Genomic DNA, 24,579 nt, shown 5'->3' with positions numbered 1-24,579 from the left:
GCTACTATGCCCAACTATCAACTGACTGCTCTCGTTCTGGGCCTGGCCCTTCTTTCTGTGCCGGCCTGCACCCAGACACCAACTGCTATTCCCGCCGCACTTCGATCAGAGGTCGCCGGCGCCTTTGAAAAAGTAAGTCCCGATTCGATCCATGCCGTCATGAATGTGCTCGCGTCCGATGCGCTGGAAGGAAGGCAGCCCGGCACCCGGGGTTTTGACCGGGCCTCCGAATATGTGCAGGGAAAGATGAAAGCCATGGGACTAAAACCCGGTGTCGCCGGCAACTCCTATGTCCAGCCGCTGTTGTTCAAAAAAGGGCTCGTTGCGCCGGCCACTTCTTCCTTTGCGTTTATGGATGGCGCGAAAGCCCAAAGCCTGGTCTATGGTCAGGACTTCCTGCTTTATCCCTATTTCTATAGTCCGACCTCTTCGGTAACGGCTCCCCTGGTCTTTGCCGGCTATGGCATTTATGCGCCTGAACTGAAGTATGATGATTACGGCGCCACGGATGTAAAGGGAAAGATCGTCGTGTTGTTTGGTCAGGCGCCCGCCATCTTCCCTTCCAATGAGCGGGCTTATTTCTCCTCCACTGCCACAAAATATGCCGAGGCAGTAAAAAGAGGGGCGGTAGGCGTCCTGCTGATCTCGCCCACGGGCACAGCAGCGGGGTGGGAGGCCGCGGTAAAAAGGATAGGCCAGGGAATCTATCGCTGGGCCGAGCCAAACGGCAACATACAGCCCGACTTCCCGGAACTACGGGTTATCGGAGGCTTGAACCCTTCGCTGAACGAGATGCTTTTCGCCGGCTCCGGCCACGGCTGGCAAGCCGTTCTCGACAAAAGAAAAGCCGGCGAACCGCAATCTTTTCCGTTGAACAGGACTGCCTCGCTGCGGGTGACGACTGCCTACACCGATGTTCCAACCTCCAACCTGGTAGGGGTCATTCCCGGCAGCGATCCGAAATGGAAGGATCAGTATGTCGTTTATACCGCGCATCTCGATCATTTCGGCATCGGCACGCCGGTAAAAGGTGATTCCATCTATAACGGGGCCCATGACAACGCTTCAGGCGTGGCTTTGCTGCTGGAGATCGCCCGAACTTTCCGCGGGCTGCCCAAGGCCCCCAAACGATCGGTCATCATCACCATCGTCACCGGGGAAGAATACGGGCTGCTGGGAAGCGATTATTTTATCCATCATCCTACGGTTCCGAAAAAAGACATCGTGGCCAATATGTCCCTCGATATGCCTTTCTTCTTTCATCCGGTACTGGATATCGTTCCCTATGGCGCCCTTCATTCCAGCCTGTCGCGCCAGGTGGAAGCCGCGGCGGGTTACATGGGGCTGGGTATCGGTCCGGATCCATTCCCGGAACAGGTCGTGTTCATCCGCAGCGATCATTACAGCTTTATCCGTCAGGGCATTCCTTCGCTGTTTATAAAGAGCGGCTTCAGGACCGTTGCCGCGGACACCGTCAACCGGAGCCGCACCGATGTCGACTGGCGGCGAACGACCTATCACACGCCACAGGATGACATGAGCCAGGCCTTTGACTTCAGTGCCGGCGCGACGCATGTAAAGCTGAACTTCCTGATCGGTCTGCTGGTTTGCGAAGACCCGGGCCGCCCGGTTTGGAACGAGGGTGATTTCTTCGGCGGCAGGTTCGGACATCCATAAAATCGTATTTTTGTGGGATGACCAACCCTTATCTTTCCCTGCTCGGCACCGCCTGGCGTTATGCCCGCAACGAGAAGAAGAAATATCTGCTGGTCTATCTCATGTTCCTCTTCGCCAATCTGACCTGGAGCCTGAACCCGCTTCTCTTCGGTTGGTTTATCAGCCGCCTCCAGCTGGACACCACCCATGTCTGGCGTTATGCCCTGCTTTACGGCGGCGGCTATATCGGCATCAAATTCGTTCAATGGTGTTTCCATGGCCCGGCCCGGATCATGGAGCGGACCCTTGCCTTTCATCTGAGCCGCAATTTCCTGCAGGAGAAATACCATCAGGTGTTGCACCTTCCGGTGAAATGGCAGCAGGATCATCACAGCGGGTCGACCATCAACCGGGTCCGCAAAGCCTATGAGTCCCTTCGTGAATTCTTCGACCGGGGCTTTATGTACCTGTATGCGATCACCAAATTCGTCATTGCCGGCACCGCGATCCTTTGGTTCTCGCCTTTTTATGGCGCTATTGCCATCTTGATCGGCGCAGGTATCGTGCTCGTGATCAGCCGGTTCGACAAACCCTTTATACGGGCGCTCGATATGGTGAACGAAAGAGAACATGTCGTCTCGGCCACGCTTTTCGACAGCCTTTCCAATATCATGACCGTGATCACCCTCCGCCTCGAAAAGAGCATGGAGACCGGCCTCATGAATAAGGTGATGCAGATATTCCGGCCTTTCCGAAAAAGCGCCGTTATCAACGAATGGAAATGGTTTTGTGCTGAAATGATGATCGTTTCGATCTATGCCCTGATCGCTATCGGCTATATCCACCAGCACTGGACCCCCGGAAAACTATTCCTCATCGGGGGGCTGGTCACCCTGCTTGGCTATGTGAACACTTTTACCAGCGGCTTCCAGGACATCGCCTGGATGTACACGGATATCATCCAATACAACACCAATGTGCAGACGGCTTCCGCCATCAGCGAAGCCTATGCGGAGCAACACCGAGCAGATCGAACTGACGGGCTTCCGGCGGGCTGGACTGCGTTGCGGATCAGCCGGCTGAACTTCACCTATAACCAGGTCTACGACCGGCAGCAGGGCGCCCAAAGCCTCCACAACCTGCAACTTACCATCCAGCGGGGCCGGCGTATCGCCCTCATCGGCGAGAGCGGCAGCGGCAAGAGTACCCTGCTGGCCTTGCTGCGCGGACTCTATCTTCCCGAACCCGGCTTTGACATCCAACTCGAAGGAAATAATACAGCCGCGGGTGACAGCTCCCTGGCGCTGCTCGACCGGGTCAACGAAGCCGTCACCCTCTTCCCGCAGGAGCCCGAGATCTTCGAGAATACCCTGGCCTATAACATTACCCTCGGCCTCCCCTTCCCGGAAGAAGAGATCATGAAGGTGTGCGAAAGCGCCCATTTCACGGAGGTGATCCACCAACTGCCCCAGGGGTTGGAATCCGATATCCGGGAAAAAGGTGTGAACCTCTCCGGGGGCCAGAAACAACGCCTGGCGCTGGCGCGTGGTATCCTTGCCGCCCGCGATAGCGACCTCGTTCTGCTCGACGAGCCTACCAGCAGCGTCGACCCCCGAACCGAAGTCCTGATCTATGAGGGACTCTTCAAGGCCTTCGCCGACAAGGCGATCGTCTCTTCCATCCACCGGCTCCACCTTCTCGCCCGCTTCGACTATATCTATGTGCTTCATCAGGGCCGGATCGTCGCGGAAGGCGACTTCGAACACCTCCGGGACAATGACCCTACGTTTCAGGAGATGTGGCGTCATCAAAAAGAGCAACAGACCGTATTATAAAACCATCCAAAACCCAACGCTATGTTCCGGAACTATCTCAGGATCGCGCTGCGCAACATCGCCCGCAACCGGGTCTTTTCGTTAATCAACATCGCGGGCCTCGGCCTCGGCCTGGCCTGCTGTATGCTCATCTTCCTTTACGCCAAGGACGAGCTTAGTTTTGATCGCTTCCAAAAGAACGGCGCCCGGCTTTTTCGCGTTACCCGGCATATCGTCGATAAAAAGCATAGCCGGGACATTTCGATGGGCATTTCCGGGATGGTACAGGGACCGGCCTTCACACACGCCATCCCCGGGATCCACAGCTATGTCCGGACCAGATGGAACTCCTTTACCCTGCGCAGCGGCAAGGAACTGTTCGACCAGGGCGGAACCTGGGTGGACGACAACTTCTTTAGCGTCTTTTCTTTTCCGCTGTTGTCCGGTAACCCTGCAAAAGTGTTGAGCGAACCCTATTCCGTCGTTCTCACCGATGAGACGGCGAAAAAATATTTCGGCACTGCCGACGCCGTCGGCAAGACCCTTGAGCTGGAACTCGATGGGAGGTTCCAAACTTATACGGTCACCGGCATTGCAAAGCGATCGCCCGAAAATTCTTCTATTCGGTTCGATATGCTCTTGCCTTTTTCCCAAATGGAGAAACAGCATCCCAACGATAACTGGATGTATTCGTCCTACAGCACCTATCTTTTGCTGGAACCCGGCGTTCCGCCCAGGACGGTGGCCGATAAGATGCAAAAAGTATACATGGCGGCGGCGGCGGGCCAGCGGGCCCGGGAGGCTCAAAGGGGCAGCGACGTGATCACCACCTGGGGATTGCAACCCTATGCGGAAATGCACCTGGACACGACGATCCTCGATGCGGGCATCAGTAACAGGAGCGATCCTGCCTATTCCTATATACTCATGGGCATCGCCGCTTTTATCCTCGTCATCGCCTGTATCAATTTTATCAACCTGACGATCGCTCAATCGCTGAAACGCAGTAAGGAGATCGGGCTTCGGAAAGTCGTGGGCAGCAGCCGTGCCCAGCTGGTTCGCCAGTTCCTCGGCGAATCCTTTATCGTATGCGGATGCGCCTTTCTGCTGGCGCTGGCCCTGGCGGGCCTGATATTGCCGCTGTTCAATGAGATGGCAAACAAACGGCTCAGCCTTAGCTATCTGCTGGATCTTCCCCTGGTCGCCTCTTTCCTTGCTTTGTACCTCTTCACCAGCTTTGTCGCCGGCTTTTATCCCGCACTCGTACTATCCCGGTTCAAACCCATCGAAACCCTTTATCATCGGGTCACAGGGATAGGCGGAAAGAACTATCTGGCAAAAGGACTCGTCGTTCTGCAGTTTGCCCTGGCTACCTTCCTCATCATCGGAACCCTGTTCTTTTATTCTCAATATGACTACCTTACCCATACGGATCTGGGATATAATGATAAGAACCTTCTAATGGTGTATGTTTACGGCCAGGACAGCGCCGCCTTGCAAAATACCTATAAGACGGAGCTCGGCCGGATACCCGGAGTGACGCGAGTGGCAAAGACCCTGAATGGAATGTGGTATGCCCGGGCCACGACGGAAGGCCACGACATCGACGTCCGGTTCATGCATGTCGACGAGGACTATCTGCCCACCATGGGGATATCCCTGGCAAAAGGCCGCAATCTCTCGCGCGCCTTCCCTGCCGACAGCAGCCAGTCTGTGCTCGTCAACCAGGCCTTCGTGGAGGCGGCCGGCTGGAAAGACCCTATCGGAAAGACTATCGACCGGCTAAATGGGAACGAGAGAAAACTATATGTGGCAGGCGTTGTAAAGGACTATCATTTTTCGTCGTTGAAAGACAAGATCGGCCCGGAGGTCTTCACCAACAATGCCGGGGATCCCTACGGCGCTTATGCGATCCGTATCGATCCTGCAAACACTGCGCGTACCCTGGCGGCGATCGAAGCGGCCTTTCAGCGCTTTTATCCCTGGCAGATCTTCAACCATACGTTTGAAGAAGAAAGCAACTATAACAGCTACGAACAGGAAGCGAGGTGGCGTCGCATCATCACCAGCAGCGCCATCATCACGATCTTCATTTCCAGCATCGGCCTTTTCGGTCTTTCTCTCCTGTCGATCCGTAAACGGACAAAAGAGATCGGCGTTCGCAAGGTGCTGGGCGCGGGCGTCTGGCGGGTGAGCTCCCTCGTAGCCCGCGGCTTTATTGGGCTGGTGCTCCTTTCCTTCGTCATTGCCATTCCCATTGCCTGGTACGTGGTCGGCCGCTGGCTGGATAATTTCCCTTACCGGGTGTCCCTCAACGGCTGGGTGTTCGTTCTTGCCGCCGGGGCCACCCTGGTCCTCGCCGCACTGACGATTGGCTTCCAGGCGGTGCGAGCGGCGCGCGCCAATCCGGTCGAAAGTCTGCGCACCGAATGATCTAGATCAGTCCCGCCAGCTCCAGGCTCTTCTTTTTCAGTTGCCGGACATCCATGTCCTCGATGATCGGATCGGGTGTGAGGACCAGCGATGTGCCGTTCTCCTTCCACCAGGATTGGGTTTTGAGCTCGCGAAAGTGGATCACGCCGATCAGGTATTTGCGGTCATTGTCCGCATGCCACTCCTCGATGGATTGAAACCTTTCCTTGGGAATATTCTTCAGGTCGTCGAAGCTCAGGTACACCCGCACATAAAAGTCATCGGTCAGATGATGCGGCGCGTGGTGATAGAGCTTTTTGTATTCGTACTTGTATTCGTACCGAAGCGCGGAGAGATCGCTGAGCACGGCCGAAGCGGTAGGGAAGGAGCCCGCGCCCTTGCCATAGAAAAATTGCTTGTCCGCGAAGCCGCTCTCGATGACCACCCCGTTGAACTCGTTCTTCACAAAGGCCAGATGGTCGTCCTGTTTGATGAATTGCGGCAGTACAAAAGCGGCCACTTTTCCGTTGGCCAGTTTCTTGGCCTGAGCGACAAGTTTAATGTCATAATGCTTCTCTCTTGCCACCTCCGCATCACCGCCCTGTACATGTTGGATCCCGTTGAAGACGAGATTGCCGGTGTCGACGACGATGCCATAGGCATGTGTAAGCAGAAAGGTCCATTTGTTGGCGGCATCGTATCCTTCGACGTCGAGGGAGGGGTCGCTCTCCGCGAAGCCTAACTGCTGGGCAAGCAGCAGCGCTTCCTGGAAACCGAGTTTTTCCTCGAACATTTTTGTCAGGATAAAGTTTGTGCTGCCGTTGACGATCGCTTTGATGGAATGCAGCAGATCGTTATCGTAGTATTCCTCCAGGTTGCGGATAACCGGGATAGACGCGCAGGCGGCCGACTCATAGAGGAAGGAGGCGGTCGTTTCCTTTTGCAGCTGCAGTAATTCGGGCAAGTGTTCGGCGATCATCTTCTTGCTCGCGCTGACCACCGACTTGCCGCTTTTAAGCGCCCGCGAGACGATCTCGAAAGCCGGCCCCGATTCGTTGATCACCTCCACCACTACGTTGATCTCGGGATCGTTCAGGATAGCATCCCGGTCGGTCGTGAAAAGTTCGGCGGGCGCCTCCCGCTTCTTACCGGGGTGCTTGATACATACTTTCTTTATGGAAGCCTTCAGGGAAGGCGTTTGCTTCAATACTTTGTAGAGACCTTCTCCTACGACCCCAAAGCCAAAAAGACCGATCGTCAGCTGCTTATGTGTGTCCATGAAATACTGCTTGTTTTTTATTTAGATTGCTTTTTCCAATTTCCTTTCTGTTGTGCGGTAGCCCGGGGCTTCCGGCTTTGCCGGCAAGCGGTCGAGTGCCTGCCGCAGGTCGGCGATCAGGTCTTCGGTGTCTTCCAGCCCTGCCGACAGCCGGATCAGGCTATCCGTCACACCCGCGGCCTTCCGCTTTTCGGCGGGGATCGTCTTATGCGTCATCTGCGCGGGATGGGAGACCAGGCTTTTGATCCCGCCAAGGCTCTCGGCAAGTTTGAAAAGTTGTGTCGAGGTGATGAAGGCGTTGGCCGCGGCGATGTTATCTTCCTTCAAGGAAAAGGAGACGATGCCGCCAAAGCCCTTTGACTGTCCTGCAGCGACGTCATGACCGGGGTGCTTTATTAACCCCGGATAGAACACTTTGTTCACGGCGGGATGATTCTCCAGGAAGGCGGCGATGGCCCTTGCGCTGGCACAGTGTTGCCGCACCCGGAGATGCAGGGTCTCGATGCCTCTGATCAGCAGGAAGCTGTCCTGCGGCCCCAGTATCGACCCCGTGGCGTTCTGCAGGAATTTGATCTTCTGACCCAGCTCGGGGTCTGCCGTCACGACCAGTCCGGCGATCAGGTCGCTATGGCCGCCCAGGTACTTTGTCCCTGAATGGACGACCAGGTCGGCGCCCAGCAGCAAAGGCTGCTGCAGGGCAGGCGATGCGAAGGTATTGTCCACGCAAAGCAGGCACCTTTGAGCCGCTGGAAGCGGCTCGTCCGAAGGACGGACATTAGCGGTTTGAGGGAAGCGGGCTATTTTTTCTTTAGCCCCGCTTCCCTCATATTTATGCGCCTTTGCGATCCGGGCGATTGCGCGGATATCGGTGATCTTTAACGTTGGGTTGGTGGGCGTTTCGATCCAGATCAGCTTTGTCTTTGGCGTCAGCGCATGAAATACGGCCTCGGGATCGGATGTGTCGACATACTGCGTGGTGATCCCGAACTTCCGGTACACCTGCTCGAAGAGGCGGTAGGCGCCGCCATAGATGTCGTTGACGGCAATGATCTCATCGCCTGTCTCGAGCAATTTGACCACGGCGTCGATCGCGGCCAGCCCGCTTGCAAATGCGGCGCCGGTGCTGCCTGCCTCGAGCTGCGCTACCAGGTTTTCCAGGATGGCGCGGGTGGGGTTACCCGTGCGGGCATAATCATAGCCCCTGTTTACCCCGGGCGCCTCCTGTACGAAGGTGGAGGTCTGGTAAATAGGCACGGCGATAGCGCCGGTTAACGGGTCAACGGGAATGCTGTGAATCAGTTGTGTTGTCGCTTGCATGAGAAACAAATTTTAAAATGTTTAAAAAATGTTCAGCGACACCACTTACCAAGGCCATCAGAAGAGTGCAAAAAAAAAGCTCTTCTGATCTGTCAGAAGAGCTTTTGAATATTTTGGATCGATATTTTCAAGCTGGGATCTGACTTATCTGTCCCGATATTCCATCGGGATGGAGTTGGCACCTTACTTTCCACCGGATCTATCCGGTATCAGCAGGTTGTCAAGGCTTCATTGGGCCATTTCCCTCAGCCTTTCTTGATAAGAGATGTTGTAAGAACTGGTGCAAATATAGTATCCCCCCGCCGATATTTCCAAATCCGGCACCGGATTTTTGTCCGGACACCCCTTTAAAGGCTGATTAACATCCTAATAACAAGTTCGAAAGCGTGGCCGGGCGGGTCCGGCAAAATAAAAATGGCCGTTTTCGGTTTATGTCTAAAGTCTGATTGTAGCCCATGTTCAATTTGAAGCGACTACTGCGTTATGCGATTGGCTTATTGTCTGTCGCCCTCCTGTTCAACATCCTTGGCTACATCTACATCAGTTACCAGTCCAGGGAGAACGACCGGCAGGAAGAGAATGAAAAGGTCGCCGGCATGCTCCAGACCCTGAGCCAGCAGGTATCCAAGGACATGGTGCTCCTTCTCGTCGACTCTTCCAGCCAAAACCGATCCCTTGGCCTCGCCGACGAACTCCAGCGTTGCCTCATGGATTTCGAGGCCAAACAAGCTTTTCTCCGCAGCGAGATCCGGCGACCCAAGGCCAAGGCCTCGGGCGCTTTGCAGGGTATCGACACCCTCTTCTCCCAGATAACCCCATTCTATAGCCGGCTCGACTCGTTGGGCCGCCTCCTTTTGGAGAACAAATCCGCCGCCGGCGCCGCCCTGCTGGCCGATCATATCCGGTACAACGAATCCCAGTACCTCGAACGGATGCAGGACATCAACCGCATCTATCACAATGTCGACAACGGCTTCGTCAACAAGATTTTTTTCGTCAACACCGGTATCCTCACCTCCCTGATCTTCGCTATCCTCCTTATGGCGGTGTTCGTCTTCATCCCGATCATCAAGCAAAGCGACAGGAACTACCGCGAGGTCCGGTCTTCGCTCAATAAGGTACAGGAGTCGGAAACGGCCTTGCGCAAACGCGAGAACCAGCTGCAGGCCCTTGGGGCAGCCACACACCAGTTGATCGGCAGCGACCTCCGGCCTACGATGCAGCAGGCGGTGATGCTTATGGGCCAGCAGATGGACACCGACCGCACGACGGTATTCGAATTCCGGCAGCCCGCAAAGGAGGGTGAGAACTGGCAGGCGGTGCGCCTCGCGCATTGGAACCGCAATGGCCAGGAATCCCTGATCGTCGGCACGGATGTCTTCCCCTGGGAAGTGATGGCGCCCATCGTCGCCACCCTTATGAAGAACGAGGTCTTTGCCTGCCCCTGGCAGGATGCCCCATCGCCGAAGCTGAAAGAGTGGTTCAGCCGCACCGGGACAAAATTCGTCATCTGCGTCCCCATTTTTGTCGGTACTGAGCTCTGGGGACAGCTTGGACTCTCGCATTGCAGCACCGACCGGGAATGGACACCCGCGGATTTCTCCATCCTCCGTTCCTTTGCCGCAAGCCTTGGCTCGGCCATCGAACGCGCGAGAATGGAAGAGCAGCTTGTTCTTGCAAAGGAAGCTGCCGAAGCCGGCAGCAGGGCACGAAGCGAGTTCATGGCCAATATCAGTCACGAACTGCGTACCCCGATGAACGGCATCATCGGTTTCTCCGACCTCCTCCTCACCACGATCATGCAGGAGACCCAGCGGGAGTACGTCCAGCATGTCAGCAAATCGGCCTATAGCCTGCTGAGCATCATCAACGATATACTTGACTTCTCGAAGATCGAAGCGGGGAAATTCTTCCTCGAGCACACGGCTTTCGACCTCAGCGACCTGATCGGCGACGCCGTCGACATCGTCTCCATCAAGGCCTGCGAGAAAGGATTGGAACTCATCGTCGACAGTCCACCCGATATCCCGACCCAGGTTTGGGGCGATCCCCTGCGTATCCGCCAGATCCTGATCAACCTGCTCGGCAACGCCATCAAGTTCACCGACAGCGGCGAAGTGAGTATTACGGTGCGTCAGTCGGGCGAGCCGGTGGTCCGCGATGGGAAGACCTGGATGTCCTTATCCGTCGCGGTAAAGGACACGGGCATCGGCATCCCGGCCGGGAAGCTCGGCACCATCTTCGAAAGCTTTACCCAGGCAGACTCCACCACCACCCGCAAATACGGCGGCACGGGGCTCGGACTCACCATCTCGAAGAGTCTTGCGGAGATGATGAACGGGGGGCTCTCCGCACAAAGCCTGGCCGGAAGGGGCAGCACCTTCACGCTGCAACTCCAGCTGGAGATGGCGGGCGACCAGCCGGTGGATGCCGCGCTGCTGCGTACGCCGCTGCAAAGTGTACTGGTGATCGACGACAACAACACCAACTGCCGGATCATGCACGAATTCTTTACGCATTTTCATGTTGCCTGCGAAACCTGCACCGATGGGGAAGAAGCCCTGCAAAAGATAAGAAGCACCCTTGCCGGCGACAGGAACTATGACCTGATCATCATCGATCATCATATGCCCGGCATGGATGGGATCACGGTCGTCAGAAAGATCAAGGATATCCTCGGCCCGGTACCCGGTCCCTTTATCCTGATGTTGTCCTCGCTGGACAGATCGCAGCATCGCCTCGAAGCAAGAACCGCCGGGATCGATCGCTTTCTGGCCAAACCCGTCAAGTTAAAAGAACTACAGACCCTTATCCATACCATCTTCGACAAATCCGGGGTGGCCCGTCCGGCCGTTGCCAAACAGCTGATCGAAAAATTATCCGCCGGGGCGAAGGTGCTTGTAGTCGAGGACGAACCTGTTAACATGATGTTAATTTCAGAGGTGCTGAAAAACATGGGCGTCGAAGTGCATCGCGCCAACAATGGAAAGGAAGCCCTTCATCTGCTGCAGGAGATCCATCCTGCCGTCGTCCTCATGGACGTCAACATGCCCGTTATGGATGGATTTACCGCTACCCGTCATATCCGCCAGATGCCACATCCTCACCGGACCATACCGATCATCGCATTGACCGCGGACGCCACGGCCGATGATAAGGAAAAATGTCTGCAGGCCGGTATGGATAACTTCATCTCCAAACCCTTCCGCATAGATGAGATTGCGACTATGCTGAAGAGGTATCTCCCGGCTTAACACCGGCTTAACCGGATGATAACGAATTTTTGGAACGGTTTTTGGCAACTTTAGGGTGGAAGATGGAGTATCTCTACCTATAAACTACACAAACATGAAAACGGTAACCAAATGGCTGGCCGCCACCACAGGCGCCACAGCCATGCTCCTCTTCTTTGCTTGTCATAAGAACAACTCCACTGATTCCAACCCCAACATCCCTAAAGGACAATCCCAGGTCTCCTTATACATGACCGACGGTCCTGCCGACTTTACAAAAGTATTGATCGACATCCGACAGGTAGCCGTAGAGATCGACACCGCAACAAAACAGAATGATCCCGACCATGATGATCAATGGGATGACAACTACTGTGGTCCGCATCGCACGAAGGACAACAGTTCCGTCATCTGGGATACGCTGACTATCACTCCGGGGATCTACGACCTTCTCCAATTACGCAACGGCACCGACACGCTGCTGGGTTCCGGCCTTTACGCCACGGGCAAGATCCTCAAGCTCAAGATCACCCTGGGCTCCGACAACACTGTCTATACGGACAGCACTACCCACTATCCGATGGAAATTTTCGGGCCGCATCCTTATTTCACGGTCAACGTAAGCCGAACGAATGTCGGCGCCGTCACCAACAACGATTTCAAGATCTGGCTCGACTTCAATCTTGGCCGTTCGATCTTCTTCTGGAGTGGAACCTATTATCTGTCCCCCTACTTTGTCGTATTCAATAACATGGTATCGGCCAAGGTACAGGGTACGGTCCTGCCCCGTGGCGCCGGCGCTCTCGTCACCGGTATCAACGGGACGGACACCATTTATGCCGTACCCTTTGGGAATGGCCAGTTCAAATTCAGCAATGTAGCTGCGGGTACCTGGTCGTTCAATTATAAAGGGCGTGGCGGATATCACGACACGACCATTAACAATATCAAGGTGGACTCGATGAAAACGGTCAATCTGCCGACGATCACGCTGCACTAAGCCGATTGCAATCGATTAGCTATTAATCATTTAAACCTTCCCTGGGCCGGAGCATCGCTCCGGCCCAAATTTTTTAGCAAATTAGTCGTAAATTGCGGTGATATGGAAGAGAGCATCGAAGTATCCGGGGCCCGGGTACACAACCTGAAGAACATCGATATCCGCATCCCGCGCAACCAACTGGTGGTTATTACCGGCATCAGCGGCAGCGGTAAATCCTCCCTCGCATTCGACACCATCTATGCTGAAGGTCAGCGCCGGTACATGGAAAGCTTCGGCGCTTACGCGCGGCAATTCATCGGCGACATGGAACGACCCGATGTCGATAAGATCACCGGTCTGAGCCCGGTTATTTCCATCGAACAAAAGACCACGAATAAGAATCCACGCAGTACGGTGGGTACAGTTACTGAGATCTATGACTTTCTCCGCCTGCTCTACGCCCGTATCGGTGAAGCGCACTCGTATAACACGGGGAAGAAGATGACGAAATTCAGCGAAGAGGAGATCGTGGACAATGTCTTCAAAAAATTCAAGGGCAAAAAGATCTCGATCCTCGCGCCGCTTGTCCGCGGCCGTAAGGGTCACTATCGCGAACTGTTCGAGGATATCCGCAAAAAAGGATATCTCAAGGTACGGGTCGACGGTGAGGTGAAGGACCTCGTCCCCAAGATGCAGGTCGATCGCTATAAGATCCATGATATCGAGGTTGTCGTCGATCGTCTGGCTGTCACCGAGGACATGAAGGCGCGGCTCGGGCAAAGCGTTCAAAAGGCGCTGCAAATGGGGAAGGATCTGATCTTTCTCCTGCTGAATGACGACAACAAGGTCCTTCAATACAGCAAGCAGCTGATGTGCGAAGACACGGGCATCAGCTATGAAGAGCCTTCGCCGAACAGCTTTTCCTTCAACTCACCATACGGAGCCTGTCCCACCTGTAAGGGACTCGGCGTTGTCTACCAGATAAGCCTCGACGGGATCATCCCCGATGCTTCGAAGAGTATTAATGAAGGCGGCATCGTCCCCCTTGGCGAAGAGCGGGAAGCCTATATGTTCCGTCAGGTGCAGGCGCTGGCGAAGAAGAACCGGTTCTCCCTCGACACCGCGATAAAGGAGATGCCCAGGAAGGCGCTGAACCTTGTGCTCTACGGCAACGAAGCCGGCGAAGACTCCCTTGACGTGGAATATGACGAGAATGCGAACATGGGGCAGATCTATGCCGCCGACTACGAAGGCATCATCCCCGCGCTGAAACGCTGGTTCTCCGGCGGCGGCCAGAGCGAATCCCTGCGGGAATGGGTCGAACGCTTTATGGAGCTCAAAACCTGCGACACCTGCGGCGGTGCGCGCCTGCGCAAGGAAAGCCTCTGGTTCAGGGTAGGAGAGAAGAACATCGCCGAACTCAGCGCCCTGAACCTCAACCGGCTGATGGAATGGTTTGGAGGCGTGGAAAAAAAGCTGAGCAATAAACAGAACATCATTGCAAAGGATATCCTCAAGGAGATCCGGGAAAGGCTGCAATTCCTCTCGGACGTGGGCCTTACCTATCTCACCCTCGACCGGCCCTCGCGTACGCTTAGCGGCGGCGAATCCCAGCGGATCAGACTGGCTACGCAGATCGGTTCCCAGCTACAAGGCATCACGTATATTCTCGATGAGCCCAGTATCGGGCTCCATCAAAGGGATAACCATCAACTGATCCAGGCGTTGAAGAACCTGCGGGACATCGGGAACAGCGTTCTTGTCGTCGAGCACGACAAGGACATCATGCTGGCGGCCGACTATCTGATCGATATCGGTCCGAAGGCCGGATTCCACGGCGGCCGTGTCGTCGCCCAGGGCCGGCCGAACGCCCTGCTGAAGCTGGATACCCTCACCGCTGCCTATCTCAACGGGCATAAGAAGATCGAGGTTCCCGCGGAACGCCGCAAGGGCAACGGCAAATTTCTGGAGTTGAAGGGGGCAAAGGGAAACAACCTGAAAAACGTCGACGCCAAATTCCCCCTCGGAAAGCTGATCGTCGTCACGGGAGTAAGCGGCAGCGGTAAATCCACGCTGATCAACGAGACCCTTTATCCTATCCTCAGCAAACATGCTTACGGGAGCCGCGTGACCCCGTTGGAACATAAAAGCATCAAGGGCCTGGAGAATATCGACAAGGTGATCGAGATCGACCAATCGCCGATCGGCAGGACTCCCCGGAGCAACCCCGCCACTTACTGCGGGTTCTTTACCGATATCCGCACGCTTTTCGCCTCGGTTCCTGAAGCGAAGATCCGGGGCTATAACGCGGGCCGGTTTTCCTTCAATGTCAAAAGCGGCCGTTGCGACGTCTGTGAAGGCGGCGGCATGCGCGTTATCGAAATGAATTTTCTGCCCGACGTCTATGTCCACTGCGAAAAGTGCAATGGCCGGCGGTATAACCGCGAGACGCTGGAGATCCGATATAAGGGGAAATCCATCAGCGACGTCCTTGACATGACCGTCGATGAGGCCGTGGAGTTCTTCCAGGCGGTTCCTTACCTGTTTCGCAAGATAAAGGTGTTGCAGGAGGTGGGCCTTGGATATATCACCCTTGGTCAGTCTGCGGTCACCCTGAGCGGCGGTGAGGCACAACGGGTGAAGCTGGGGACCGAACTTGGCAAGAAGGATACCGGGAAGACCTTTTATATTCTGGATGAACCCACTACCGGGCTTCATTTCGAGGACATCCGCCATTTGCTAGACGTGCTTAATAAGCTGGTCGATCGCGGCAATTCCGTGCTTGTCATCGAGCATAACCTGGACGTGATCAAGGTTGCCGACCATCTTATCGACCTCGGACCCGAGGGCGGGGACGGCGGCGGCAGGATCCTTTTCGAAGGCACTCCTGAAGAAATGATAAAGAACAAAGAGAGTCATACGGCAAAATTCCTGAAGGAAGAGTTATCATAAGAGAATCATATGAGCGAACGTATCATCATAGACATGGACGAGGTCATTGCCGACCCGATGGGCGAAATGATAGAATGGTATAAAAAAAATTATGGCGCCGAACCCGACAAAACGAAAATGACCGGGAGCTGGATCATCGGTTTCCCGGTTGAGCATCAGCCATTGATCCTCGACCGGCTGAGGTCGCCCGGTTTCTTCCGCAACCTACCGGTCATGGAAGACAGTGTGGAGGTACTTAAGGAACTGAACCGGCGATACGAGGTGTTTATCGTCTCCGCGGCGATGGAGTTTCCCAACTCCCTGAAGGACAAATACGACTGGCTGATGGAACATTTCCCTTTTTTTACCTGGAAGCAGATAGCCCTTACCGGTAGTAAGGACCTGGTCTTCGGCGATTATATGATCGATGATCATATCAAGAACCTGAAAGGCTTCAAGGGCAAGCCCTATCTGTATACCTCGCAGCACAATCTCGATGTCACCGGCTACGACCGGATCAACAACTGGAAAGAAGCGGCTGATATCTTCCTTAAATGGTAAATGGCCGCCCATGCGGCCAAATTCCCAATAAGCGGTAGCAGGGAGTGATTAATAAAATCTTTGTGTTTGTAAAGGGTACCTAAATAGGGAACGGATCAGGTTTTACTAAACCTTCGGATATTCGGATTTTACCAATTTCCCTGCTTGCTTATTGGTTAGACATTGCTGAGGTCACCTCACCGTCAACTGCCCATTCTCAATACGCTCATCATCGGTGAAAACCTCGAAAAGAAAGTTTCCTTCTGAAATATTTGTAAGCACCGTGGTCTCACGGCTGCGGATACGGGTCTGACTGACCAGCCGGCCGTCCATGTCGAACAGGTACAACTGATAGACTTTACCTTCATTGCCATTGGCAGAAAAGAACAACACCTGCTGTCTGGCGTCGGAATACAGCTTGATCCTGTGCTTTCTGCTTGTTTGGGCTTTACTGATCTGGATACTGTGGATAGTATCTGAGGACCCCGTTGAAGAAGTGGTTTGCGAGCTGGTCGGGTCGGTGCCGGCCGCAAAGGCGGAACATTGGACGCTAAGGGCCAGACCCATGAGGGTCAGCTTCCATCCGGCGCCCGGTGACGGGGTAGTTTTCTTCAGGGGTACAGTTCGGTTCATAGATTTTCAATAAATGAAAAAAGGGTACGGATTAAACAACAACTTAAAACAACAACTTAAAACAACGATCAGGAACAAATATGAGTACGATCAACAACTAAAGCAATTTTTAGAATCTCAGTAACGGGCAGTGTGTAGAGTTCCTCCAGCGATCGGATGTGCGGCCACCGATCCGGATACCTATCTTGAACTGTGCCGTGAAATACGCGTCATTCTGCGTGGGGTCGCCTCTCTTTGCATTCACCCCGTAGCCCGGTGTATTATAACCCTGAGCAGACTTGTTGGCCATCGCCGCGGCGATCGGGGCCTGCGAGGGAGACAGATACTTATAGAACAGGCTCGGATCCACGAACCGCGTGCTGACGTCATCGATATAGTCCGTGAACGTCTTGCGATGTACGATCTCGAAAGAGAGGTTCAGGTTCTCGGACAGGAAGTATTTGATACCTACGCCGATGGGGATATTCAACTGTGTCAGCTTATACGCTTTGCGATCGGGATACTCCGGGAACCCTTGTCCTTCGGTGTGCAGAGGGGCCAGGTCAACCCAGTAAGTATCGCCCGTATTCGTATTGTGATAGCTGCCCTGCGGGTTGAAATGGAACAGACCCAGGCCGATCACTCCATAAGGCCGAAGTCTTGCCGTCACATCATCGGGTTCATCTTCGAGTAATACCGTAGGATAGACCTCGGCCATGAATGTACCTTCGATTATTTTGCTCTGGAAGTCGAGATTGCGGGCCAGACGTGTTTCTTCATCACCGCCTTTCGGCTTGATCGTCTGATCGCTTCCTTCGATCGAACCATAATTTAAAGAGAGACGGAAACCCAACCACTGTGCGGGATAGAAGGCGTAGTAACCGCCAAACGCCAGCTTCGTGGTGTTCATGTTGTAGTCCTTGATGAAGGTGGTGCCCTTCCCTGCGTGACCACCCAGGTCACCTAAGAAGACCATGGGCCCGATCGTAAAGCCAGCCTCCGTGTTGTTCTTTGCTTCTTCCTGACTGTAAACAGAAGATGTAAGGCATAAGGTAACGGCCACAAACAAACACTTCCACTTCAAGGAGTGTAGACTCTGTTTCATTTGATATTAGATTTAGTTTTCCGATGGTTTGGATTCCTCCTTTCAATCGAAATTGAAAAGGGGGTTGCATGTAAGAAACGAAAATAGAGAATCAAATTGTGTATGCTAAACCAACTATTTTATCCACAAAAGACATTCCCAAGTCATTCCCAATGAGGGAACTACGTTAATGGTTGGGTAACAGCATCTCTATATGTTCGATTCCGTCTTCGAGATAGATTTCCCCTTTTTGGACAAAGCCGAACGACTCATAAAATTTCTTCAGGTAGTATTGCGCGCCGATACGAATAGCGCATCTTCCATACAACGTATATAGATGATCGATGCTTTTAATGAGTAGTTCCCTGCCGATGCCTTCGCCTCTTGCAATAGGGGATGTTACTATCCTTCCTATAGAAGATTCCACATAGGAAATCTCCGCGGGCACGATGCGCGAGCAGGCTGCGAGCAGACCGTCTTTCCATCCCATGACATGATAACAATGCTGGTCCTTGTTATCCATGTCGAGGAAAACGCAATTCTGTTCGACGACGAACACTTCGCTGCGCAGGCGAAGGATAGCATAAAGTTCTTCCGTAGTAAGCTGATGAAATGGTTTGAACGTCCATGTTGTCATATCCGATGATGGTCTTGCTTTATCTTAGTACTTGTATTTTTCTCCCCAAAGTCCGCGAAGAAATTTTCGCAGCTCTTCTTCCCGCGCGTTCTTTCCCGGTTCATAGAATCTCGTTCCTTCCAGTTCTTTCGGGAGATATTCCTGGATTGAGAAATTCCCTTCATAGCTGTGGCTGTATTGATATCCTTTTCCGTAATCGAGGTTCTTCATCAGCCGGGTAGGTGCATTGCGGATATGCAGCGGCACGGCCAGATCACCGTGATCGCGTACGGCGGCCTGTGCCGCACCGATGGCTGCGGTCGCCGAATTGCTCTTGGGAGAGGTGGCCAGGTAGATGGTGCATTGCGATAAGATGAGATTGGATTCGGGATAGCCGATCTTATGCACGGCTTCAAAGCAGGCGTTGGCCAGCAGCAGGGCGTTCGGATTTGCATTTCCGATGTCTTCGCTGGCGAGGATCAGCAGCCGCCGTGCGATGAACTTCACATCCTCGCCGCCTTCGATCATTCTTGCCAGCCAGTAAACGGCCGCGTTGGGATCGCTTCCGCGGATACATTTGATAAAAGCGGAGATGATATCATAGTGTTGCTCGCCTTTCTTGTCATAAAGCGCCACCCGCTGCTGGGCGATCTCCATGACGATCGCGTCGGTGACGACGGCGCCTTTGCCGGCGGCATCACAAACCACCTCCAGCAGATTGAGAAGCTTCCGGGCATCGCCGCCGGAGATATTGATCAGGGCGTCCCGATCCCGTAATTCAATACCCAGTCCTTTTAGCCAGTCATCGGTTTGGAGGGCATGGTCGATCAGGCGGTTCAGGTCTTCTTCGGTCAGCGGCTTCAGAACATATACCTGGCAGCGGCTCAACAAGGCGCTGTTCACTTCAAAGGAAGGGTTCTCGGTGGTGGCGCCGATGAGGGTCACCACGCCCTTTTCCACGGCCCCCAGCAGTGCATCCTGCTGGCCTTTATTGAACCGGTGGATCTCATCGATGAACAGGATGGCCTTCTCTTTATCTTTGGCCTCGGCGATCACCTCGCGCACTTCTTTGACGCCCGCGGAAATAGCGCTTAACGTATAGAAGGGCACCTGCAGGGTATTGGCGATGATCCCGGCGATGGTGGTTTTGCCTGTGCCCGGCGGTCCCCACAGGATCATGGATGGCGGTTTCCCATGCTCGATGGTTGTCCGCAATACACTTTTCTTACCGGTCAGGTGTTGCTGACCGACCAACTGATCGAGCGTTTGCGGACGGAGCCGCTCTGCCAGAGGGGCTTGTGGAGCTACCATAACAAAATTTAAACAACAATAGTACAACAAGTTATCCTTTTTCCTGTTTAATAGCCCAGAGGCCCGACTATGCTCAACAACCTCATGCCGAATCGATTGCCATTGGCTTTTCTCCTCTGTCTGCTGTTGGCCGCCCGCAGCACTGCTACAGGGCAGGACCCCAGACTATCCGGGGTGGAGAACTACGCCCTCAACCGCCCGGGCGTCGTCATGATCCGAACCGAGTACACCGCAAACGTCTACGTCAACAGCATGAAAATGGATAACAAGGCATTCAATGCCTTGCTGGATTCCATACAAAACCTGGACCATGGGGGTGGGGTCACCGCCGAGCAGAAGCTGGATATCGTTCTCCAGGAGATGAACAACCGGCCCGCCCGGTTCTTCCAGACGACTTTCGACTATATCAAGCAGCCCGAACAGATCACGGCCATCGGTACGGGCTTTTTTATTACAGGCGACGGTTATGTCGCGACCAACTGTCATCTGATAGACCGGGAGGACGCCTTTATCCGCCGCCAGTTTATCCTCTCCGCGTTCCGGCAGATAACCGAGGCTTCCATCGCCGCGCTGGAGACCTCCTGGGCGACCCATTTTACCGAGGCGCAACGAAGCCTTCTCTATACTACCTACGCCTCGGTGTACTCCCGGCTCTTCTCGATGATCCTCTATGACCTGAAGAAAAACGTCTATGTGGTGTACCGCAGCGACAACGGTAACCATCATTCCGATACGGTCAAACGGCCGGCCGACATCGTCATCAAGGGCCAGCCGATGCCGGGTAAGGATATCGCGATCCTCAAGATCGACGCCAAAGAAGAAATGCCCGTGCTCAACCTGGCTCCCCAGGAGCTACCGCAGGTCGGCGAACAGCTGTTTGTCTATGGCTATCCGGCTCCCGTCACCAACAACGACTTTGTCTCTGCTGCCTCGGCTATCGAACCGACCCTGACGACCGGGATCGTCAGCGCGATAAAACGGTCGGTTGGCGGCTGGCCGCTGGTCCAGATGGATGCCAATATCAACCATGGCAGCAGCGGTGGTCCCGTATGTAATCAGCGGGGAGAAGTGGTAGGGCTGACCACCTTCGGCAGTCTGGAGAACAACGGCATTCTGGCGGCGGGTCTCAACTTCGCCGTACCGGTCGCCATTCTCAAAGAATACCTCGACAGCGCAGGCATCACCGCCCGGCCGGGTAAGGCTACCCGCCGGTTTGCCCAGGCGCTGGATGAATATGAACGGCACGAATATGCAGCCGCCCTCCAGGGATTCGATGCCGTATTGCAACTAAACAGCCACTACCCGGGTATCTACACCTATATTGCCAATTGCCGGGAGAATATAAAAAGAGGGAAAGGCAGGACCCTGGGCTCGGTGGAACGTATGCTGTTTATCGCAACGATCCTGATCGCCCTGATCGGCGTCCTTGCCGGATATGGTATCCGCCGTTCGAAGTCGGCCGACCGCCGCTGAGAGACCCCTTATTGCGACTCGTCGCGTTTGGACGCGTCGCTTTGATGAACCAGGTAGTACCAGCGCAGCAGCCGAAGGTTCAGGATCACATTTACCACCGTAATCAGCCCGAGCACCATGGCAAGGTACCCATACCGGCGAAGGTCGTCGACGGTGATCCTGTCGTACATTTCCTTCATGAACCCTTGCTCCCTGGCTGTCGCAAGCATTTCCGCCGCATTTTTGGACATGATCATTCCCCCCAGAAGAAAGAGAAATCCGATCATCAACGCGACGAGCCCGACGAAGCGGATCCCCGAGGGGGTCTGGTGGCTGAGTTTGATCTCCGGCCGCCGGATGCTTTTGTGAAGCTGGATCGCAGCATAACTATGAAGAGGGATCGAAGCCAGGATCACAAGCATGACGAGGATCAGCGGATTGAAGGCCGTCAGGGATCCGAGGATGCCCGAGATCACATTCAACCCCCAGAAGAGCAAGCTGATCCACGACAGCACGCTGGCTACTTTGAGCGATCGGGTCATAAGCTGTCCCTCCCGCTGAGATCCAGTTGGACCGACAGCTCTTTCAGTTGTTTCTCGTCAATCGTGCTCGGTGCATCCAGCATCACATCCCTTCCGGCGTTGTTCTTGGGGAAGGCGATAAAATCCCGGATGCTTTCACTCCCGCCAAGGATCGCACAAAGCCGGTCAAACCCGAAGGCGATGCCGCCATGCGGCGGAGCGCCGTATTCAAAGGCGCCAAGAAGGAAACCGAACTTATGCAAGGCCTCTTCCTTGCTCATCCCAAGGGCGGCAAACATTTTCTCCTGCAGCTCCCGCTGATAGATGCGGATGCTTCCGCCGCCGATCTCGTTGCCGTTGAGCACCATATCATAGGCATTCGCTTTAATATGATTGTAGGGGTGTTCAAGATATTTTTCCGCGTTGGCGATAACCGGACTGTTGTCGATCATCACATCGATATCCGAGGGCTTCGGCGATGTGAAGGGATGGTGACGCGCCACCCAGCGGTTCTCTTCTTCGGCATATTCGAAAAGCGGGAAATCCAGCACCCACAGCAGTTTGAACTCGTTTTCCCGGCGGAGGCCCAATCTCCTGCCCATCTCCAGCCGTAGCTCGCTGATCGCCTTCCGCGTCCGTTCTTCCCGCCCCGCCAGCACGAGGATCAGGTCGCCGGACTTTGCACCCGCCGCATCTGCGATGGCCTTCAGCCGGGCCTGATCATAGAACTTGTCGACACTGCTCTTGAACCCGTCATCAGCACATCTGATATATACAAGCCCCTGCATTCCTATCTGTGGCCGCTTTACCCAATCCGTGAGTTCATCGATCTGCTTGCGGGTATATTCATTGCAGCCCGGCACCGCGATAGCCAGCACCGTCTCCGCGTTGTCGAAAACGCCAAAGCCGGCGTTCTTGATCAACTCGCCTGTTGCGACGATGTTCCCCCCTTTTGTAAAGGCAGATTTGAGGTTCAGCAGGCGCATTCCGAACCGGATGTCCGGCTTGTCATTGCCATATTGCCACATCGCTTCTTCCCAGGTAGTCCGTTCCACTTTTTCGGTATAGTCGATGTTCTTCACGGTCTTAAAGATATACTTGACCATTCCCTCGAACATCGCAAGGATATCTTCCTGTTCCACGAAACTCATCTCGCAGTCGATCTGGGTAAACTCGGGTTGCCGGTCGGCGCGGAGGTCCTCATCGCGAAAACACTTGACGATCTGGTAATACCGGTCGTAGCCGCTGACCATCAGCAGTTGTTTAAAGGTCTGCGGCGACTGTGGGAGGGCATAGAACTGGCCCGGGTTCATCCGGGAGGGAACGACAAAATCCCTGGCGCCTTCCGGTGTCGATTTGATGAGGAAGGGCGTCTCCAGATCCATAAAATTATTTTCATGCAGGTAGTTACGGGCTGCGCGGTTTACGGCATACCGTAATTCGAGGTTTTTGCGGAGCGCGGCACGACGCAGGTCGAGGAAGCGGTATTTCATCCGCAGATCGTCGCCGCCATCCGTTTCGTCCTGGATGGTAAAAGGCGGCGTCATGGCTTTATTCAGGATCGAAAAGGACTGCACGGTGATCTCGATATCGCCTGTTGGCAACTGCGGATTCTTGCTGGTGCGCTCAGTGACCGTTCCCTTTGCCTGGATGACAAATTCCCGGCCAAGCGGGTTATCTATCAGTTGCCTGTTCAGCTCTTCTCCGATCAAAAGCTGGGTAATCCCATAGCGGTCGCGTAAATCGATAAAAGTGATACTGCCAAATTTCCGAAGCGTCTGCACCCAGCCTGCCAGGGTAACGGTCTGACCGATCTGAGCGCTTCTTAATTCTCCACAAGTGTGCGTCCTGTACATTCCCTATTTTTTGAGCGCCAAAGGTATGCAGGATGCGGGAAAAATCGCTATTTTTCCGTTCATGACCGTCGATGCTGCCTATATGACCGGGTTCTTCCTCCTGGGCCTTCTCCTTGTGTTTCTGGTCTACCGGTTATTCATCCGGGTGCAGACGGAAAAGAACAACCGGGTCTATGAGGCCAGACACGATGATTTCGACAGCCTGCTCTCCCGCTATAACCCCTATTACCGCAGTCTCAGCAACACCGACCGCCGGCGCTTTCTCCAACGGGTGCTGCTCTTCATGGAAGCCAAGAAATTCGAATATATCGACATCGAGCCCGATGAAAGCATGCCTCTGCTGATCAGCGCCGCTGCCGTTCAACTCACCTTTGGACTGGAACACTTTCGCCTCGACTATTTCAGGACCATCCATATCTTAAAAGATAAATACCGCTTCGGGCTTTATAACATGCCTTTCGAAGGCCATGTCTGCGAAGACGGGATCTATCTCTCCTGGACCCATTTTATCCGGGAATTCACCGATTACTCCGATGGGCAGAATGTCGGGCTTCACGAGATGGCGCATGCGCTGACCTATGTCAACTTCACGGTTCATGACGGCCGTGACAATAGTTTTCACAGCCGGTTCACGGAATTTTCGGCGGTAGCCCGGCCAATCTTTGAGCGCATGCAAGGCGGAGAGCGTACCCTGCTCGACCCCTACGCCGCCACCAACTACCAGGAATTCTGGGCTGTTTGTATCGAAACCTTTTTCGAGCGGCCGACCTCTTTCAAGCGGCAGCTGCCCGAATTGTACTATTCACTGTGCACCCTGCTGAACCAGGATCCGCTGACGCCTTATAAAGTGTTGGATTCCAGTATTATATCGGCTGAAGATGTCGGCGACGGCCTTGGGCAGACCGGTTCCTGAAATGAAAACTTTCCACAACGCTTCTCTTTTTCAGGAATTATTTCTATTTT

The 24,579-nt window shown here is 54.3% G+C and carries 17 protein-coding genes and 1 riboswitch; of the genes, 9 read left to right on the top strand and 8 right to left on the bottom strand.

Going from position 1 to position 24,579, the window contains the following annotated elements; genetic code table 11:
* Positions 1-6 precede the first annotated feature (6 nt).
* Genes VGM48_RS11010 through VGM48_RS11000 form a run of 3 tightly spaced genes read left to right on the top strand, consistent with a single transcriptional unit; the run spans position 7 to position 5,903 of the window.
* Positions 7-1,677, top strand: coding sequence for a M28 family metallopeptidase (locus tag VGM48_RS11010; protein ID WP_331578977.1), 1,671 nt, complete (start codon positions 7-9; stop codon positions 1,675-1,677).
* Positions 1,678-1,694: 17 nt separating this feature from the next.
* On the top strand, positions 1,695-3,491 hold the full coding sequence (locus tag VGM48_RS11005) for an ABC transporter ATP-binding protein (RefSeq protein ID WP_331578975.1): 1,797 nt from the start codon (positions 1,695-1,697) through the stop codon (positions 3,489-3,491).
* Positions 3,492-3,512: 21 nt separating this feature from the next.
* Positions 3,513-5,903: an ABC transporter permease gene (locus VGM48_RS11000; RefSeq protein ID WP_331578973.1), complete on the top strand. Its 2,391-nt coding sequence runs from the start codon at positions 3,513-3,515 to the stop codon at positions 5,901-5,903.
* A gap of 1 nt (position 5,904) precedes the next feature.
* Here VGM48_RS11000 and VGM48_RS10995 read toward each other — a convergent pair whose 3' ends face one another.
* Together VGM48_RS10995 and VGM48_RS10990 are read right to left on the bottom strand one after the other, a co-directional pair.
* Positions 5,905-7,161, bottom strand: coding sequence for a homoserine dehydrogenase (locus tag VGM48_RS10995; RefSeq protein WP_331578971.1), 1,257 nt, complete (start codon positions 7,159-7,161; stop codon positions 5,905-5,907).
* Positions 7,162-7,182: 21 nt separating this feature from the next.
* Positions 7,183-8,478: a PLP-dependent aspartate aminotransferase family protein gene (locus VGM48_RS10990; protein WP_331578969.1), complete on the bottom strand. Its 1,296-nt coding sequence runs from the start codon at positions 8,476-8,478 to the stop codon at positions 7,183-7,185.
* Between the two features lie 141 nt (positions 8,479-8,619).
* Positions 8,620-8,743: riboswitch (SAM riboswitch) on the bottom strand.
* Between the two features lie 190 nt (positions 8,744-8,933).
* Here VGM48_RS10990 and VGM48_RS10985 point away from each other — a divergent pair.
* From VGM48_RS10985 to VGM48_RS10970, 4 genes are all read left to right on the top strand, one after another.
* Positions 8,934-11,732, top strand: a complete 2,799-nt coding sequence (locus VGM48_RS10985) for a hybrid sensor histidine kinase/response regulator (protein ID WP_331578967.1) — start codon at positions 8,934-8,936, stop codon at positions 11,730-11,732.
* Between the two features lie 94 nt (positions 11,733-11,826).
* On the top strand, positions 11,827-12,711 hold the full coding sequence (locus VGM48_RS10980; protein ID WP_331578966.1) for a DUF4382 domain-containing protein: 885 nt from the start codon (positions 11,827-11,829) through the stop codon (positions 12,709-12,711).
* Between the two features lie 102 nt (positions 12,712-12,813).
* A complete protein-coding gene (uvrA, locus tag VGM48_RS10975) occupies positions 12,814-15,645 on the top strand; it encodes an excinuclease ABC subunit UvrA (protein WP_331578964.1) in 2,832 nt (943 codons plus the stop codon).
* A 9-nt stretch (positions 15,646-15,654) separates the two neighbouring features.
* Positions 15,655-16,185 carry a 5' nucleotidase, NT5C type gene (locus VGM48_RS10970; RefSeq protein WP_331578962.1) on the top strand — a complete coding sequence of 177 codons (531 nt, stop codon included), beginning with the start codon at positions 15,655-15,657 and terminating at the stop codon, positions 16,183-16,185.
* A gap of 171 nt (positions 16,186-16,356) precedes the next feature.
* Here VGM48_RS10970 and VGM48_RS10965 read toward each other — a convergent pair whose 3' ends face one another.
* The 4 genes from VGM48_RS10965 to VGM48_RS10950 all read right to left on the bottom strand — a co-directional run bounded on the left by VGM48_RS10965 (position 16,357) and on the right by VGM48_RS10950 (position 19,787).
* Positions 16,357-16,797 carry a T9SS type A sorting domain-containing protein gene (locus tag VGM48_RS10965; RefSeq protein ID WP_331578960.1) on the bottom strand — a complete coding sequence of 147 codons (441 nt, stop codon included), beginning with the start codon at positions 16,795-16,797 and terminating at the stop codon, positions 16,357-16,359.
* A gap of 109 nt (positions 16,798-16,906) precedes the next feature.
* Entirely contained in the window at positions 16,907-17,881 is a 975-nt protein-coding gene (locus VGM48_RS10960) for an outer membrane beta-barrel protein (protein WP_331578958.1), read from the bottom strand.
* A gap of 166 nt (positions 17,882-18,047) precedes the next feature.
* Positions 18,048-18,497 (bottom strand): GNAT family N-acetyltransferase, encoded by a 450-nt coding sequence (locus VGM48_RS10955; RefSeq protein ID WP_331578956.1) that lies wholly within the window; start codon positions 18,495-18,497, stop codon positions 18,048-18,050.
* Positions 18,498-18,521: 24 nt separating this feature from the next.
* Complete coding sequence (locus VGM48_RS10950; protein ID WP_331578954.1) at positions 18,522-19,787, bottom strand: replication-associated recombination protein A; 1,266 nt, start codon at positions 19,785-19,787, stop codon at positions 18,522-18,524.
* Between the two features lie 69 nt (positions 19,788-19,856).
* Here VGM48_RS10950 and VGM48_RS10945 point away from each other — a divergent pair, with 69 nt between their 5' ends.
* Complete coding sequence (locus tag VGM48_RS10945; RefSeq protein WP_331578952.1) at positions 19,857-21,260, top strand: S1C family serine protease; 1,404 nt, start codon at positions 19,857-19,859, stop codon at positions 21,258-21,260.
* Between the two features lie 8 nt (positions 21,261-21,268).
* Here VGM48_RS10945 and VGM48_RS10940 read toward each other — a convergent pair whose 3' ends face one another.
* The gene (locus VGM48_RS10940; RefSeq protein ID WP_331578950.1) at positions 21,269-21,781 is read right to left on the bottom strand and encodes a hypothetical protein; all 513 of its coding nucleotides are present in this window, start codon (positions 21,779-21,781) and stop codon (positions 21,269-21,271) included.
* A complete protein-coding gene (gene aspS, locus VGM48_RS10935; RefSeq protein WP_331578948.1) occupies positions 21,778-23,616 on the bottom strand; it encodes an aspartate--tRNA ligase in 1,839 nt (612 codons plus the stop codon). Before aspS ends, VGM48_RS10940 begins: the two co-directional genes overlap by 4 nt.
* Before the next feature lie 61 nt (positions 23,617-23,677).
* On the opposite strand from aspS, the gene VGM48_RS10930 reads away from it, so the two are divergent.
* The gene (locus VGM48_RS10930; protein WP_331578946.1) at positions 23,678-24,529 is read left to right on the top strand and encodes a zinc-dependent peptidase; all 852 of its coding nucleotides are present in this window, start codon (positions 23,678-23,680) and stop codon (positions 24,527-24,529) included.
* The last annotated feature ends 50 nt before the right edge of the window (positions 24,530-24,579 follow it).

This window comes from Puia sp. (genome assembly GCF_036500295.1).
Classification (GTDB): Bacteria; Bacteroidota; Bacteroidia; order Chitinophagales; family Chitinophagaceae; genus Puia.
The sequence above is the reverse complement of the archived record's forward strand: the minus strand, read 5'-3'. Positions and strand labels throughout refer to the sequence as shown.

What these genes read in the sequence shown, in the direction of transcription:
- VGM48_RS11010 (WP_331578977.1), top strand. Translation starts at nt 7, where the DNA reads ATGCCCAACTATCAACTGACTGCTCTCGTTCTGGGCCTGGCCCTTCTT.
- VGM48_RS11005 (WP_331578975.1), top strand. Translation starts at nt 1,695, where the DNA reads ATGACCAACCCTTATCTTTCCCTGCTCGGCACCGCCTGGCGTTATGCC.
- VGM48_RS11000 (WP_331578973.1), top strand. Translation starts at nt 3,513, where the DNA reads ATGTTCCGGAACTATCTCAGGATCGCGCTGCGCAACATCGCCCGCAAC.
- VGM48_RS10995 (WP_331578971.1), bottom strand. Translation starts at nt 7,161, where the DNA reads ATGGACACACATAAGCAGCTGACGATCGGTCTTTTTGGCTTTGGGGTC.
- VGM48_RS10990 (WP_331578969.1), bottom strand. Translation starts at nt 8,478, where the DNA reads ATGCAAGCGACAACACAACTGATTCACAGCATTCCCGTTGACCCGTTA.
- VGM48_RS10985 (WP_331578967.1), top strand. Translation starts at nt 8,934, where the DNA reads ATGTTCAATTTGAAGCGACTACTGCGTTATGCGATTGGCTTATTGTCT.
- VGM48_RS10980 (WP_331578966.1), top strand. Translation starts at nt 11,827, where the DNA reads ATGAAAACGGTAACCAAATGGCTGGCCGCCACCACAGGCGCCACAGCC.
- uvrA (WP_331578964.1), top strand. Translation starts at nt 12,814, where the DNA reads ATGGAAGAGAGCATCGAAGTATCCGGGGCCCGGGTACACAACCTGAAG.
- VGM48_RS10970 (WP_331578962.1), top strand. Translation starts at nt 15,655, where the DNA reads ATGAGCGAACGTATCATCATAGACATGGACGAGGTCATTGCCGACCCG.
- VGM48_RS10965 (WP_331578960.1), bottom strand. Translation starts at nt 16,797, where the DNA reads ATGAACCGAACTGTACCCCTGAAGAAAACTACCCCGTCACCGGGCGCC.
- VGM48_RS10960 (WP_331578958.1), bottom strand. Translation starts at nt 17,881, where the DNA reads ATGAAACAGAGTCTACACTCCTTGAAGTGGAAGTGTTTGTTTGTGGCC.
- VGM48_RS10955 (WP_331578956.1), bottom strand. Translation starts at nt 18,497, where the DNA reads ATGACAACATGGACGTTCAAACCATTTCATCAGCTTACTACGGAAGAA.
- VGM48_RS10950 (WP_331578954.1), bottom strand. Translation starts at nt 19,787, where the DNA reads ATGGTAGCTCCACAAGCCCCTCTGGCAGAGCGGCTCCGTCCGCAAACG.
- VGM48_RS10945 (WP_331578952.1), top strand. Translation starts at nt 19,857, where the DNA reads ATGCTCAACAACCTCATGCCGAATCGATTGCCATTGGCTTTTCTCCTC.
- VGM48_RS10940 (WP_331578950.1), bottom strand. Translation starts at nt 21,781, where the DNA reads ATGACCCGATCGCTCAAAGTAGCCAGCGTGCTGTCGTGGATCAGCTTG.
- aspS (WP_331578948.1), bottom strand. Translation starts at nt 23,616, where the DNA reads ATGTACAGGACGCACACTTGTGGAGAATTAAGAAGCGCTCAGATCGGT.
- VGM48_RS10930 (WP_331578946.1), top strand. Translation starts at nt 23,678, where the DNA reads ATGACCGTCGATGCTGCCTATATGACCGGGTTCTTCCTCCTGGGCCTT.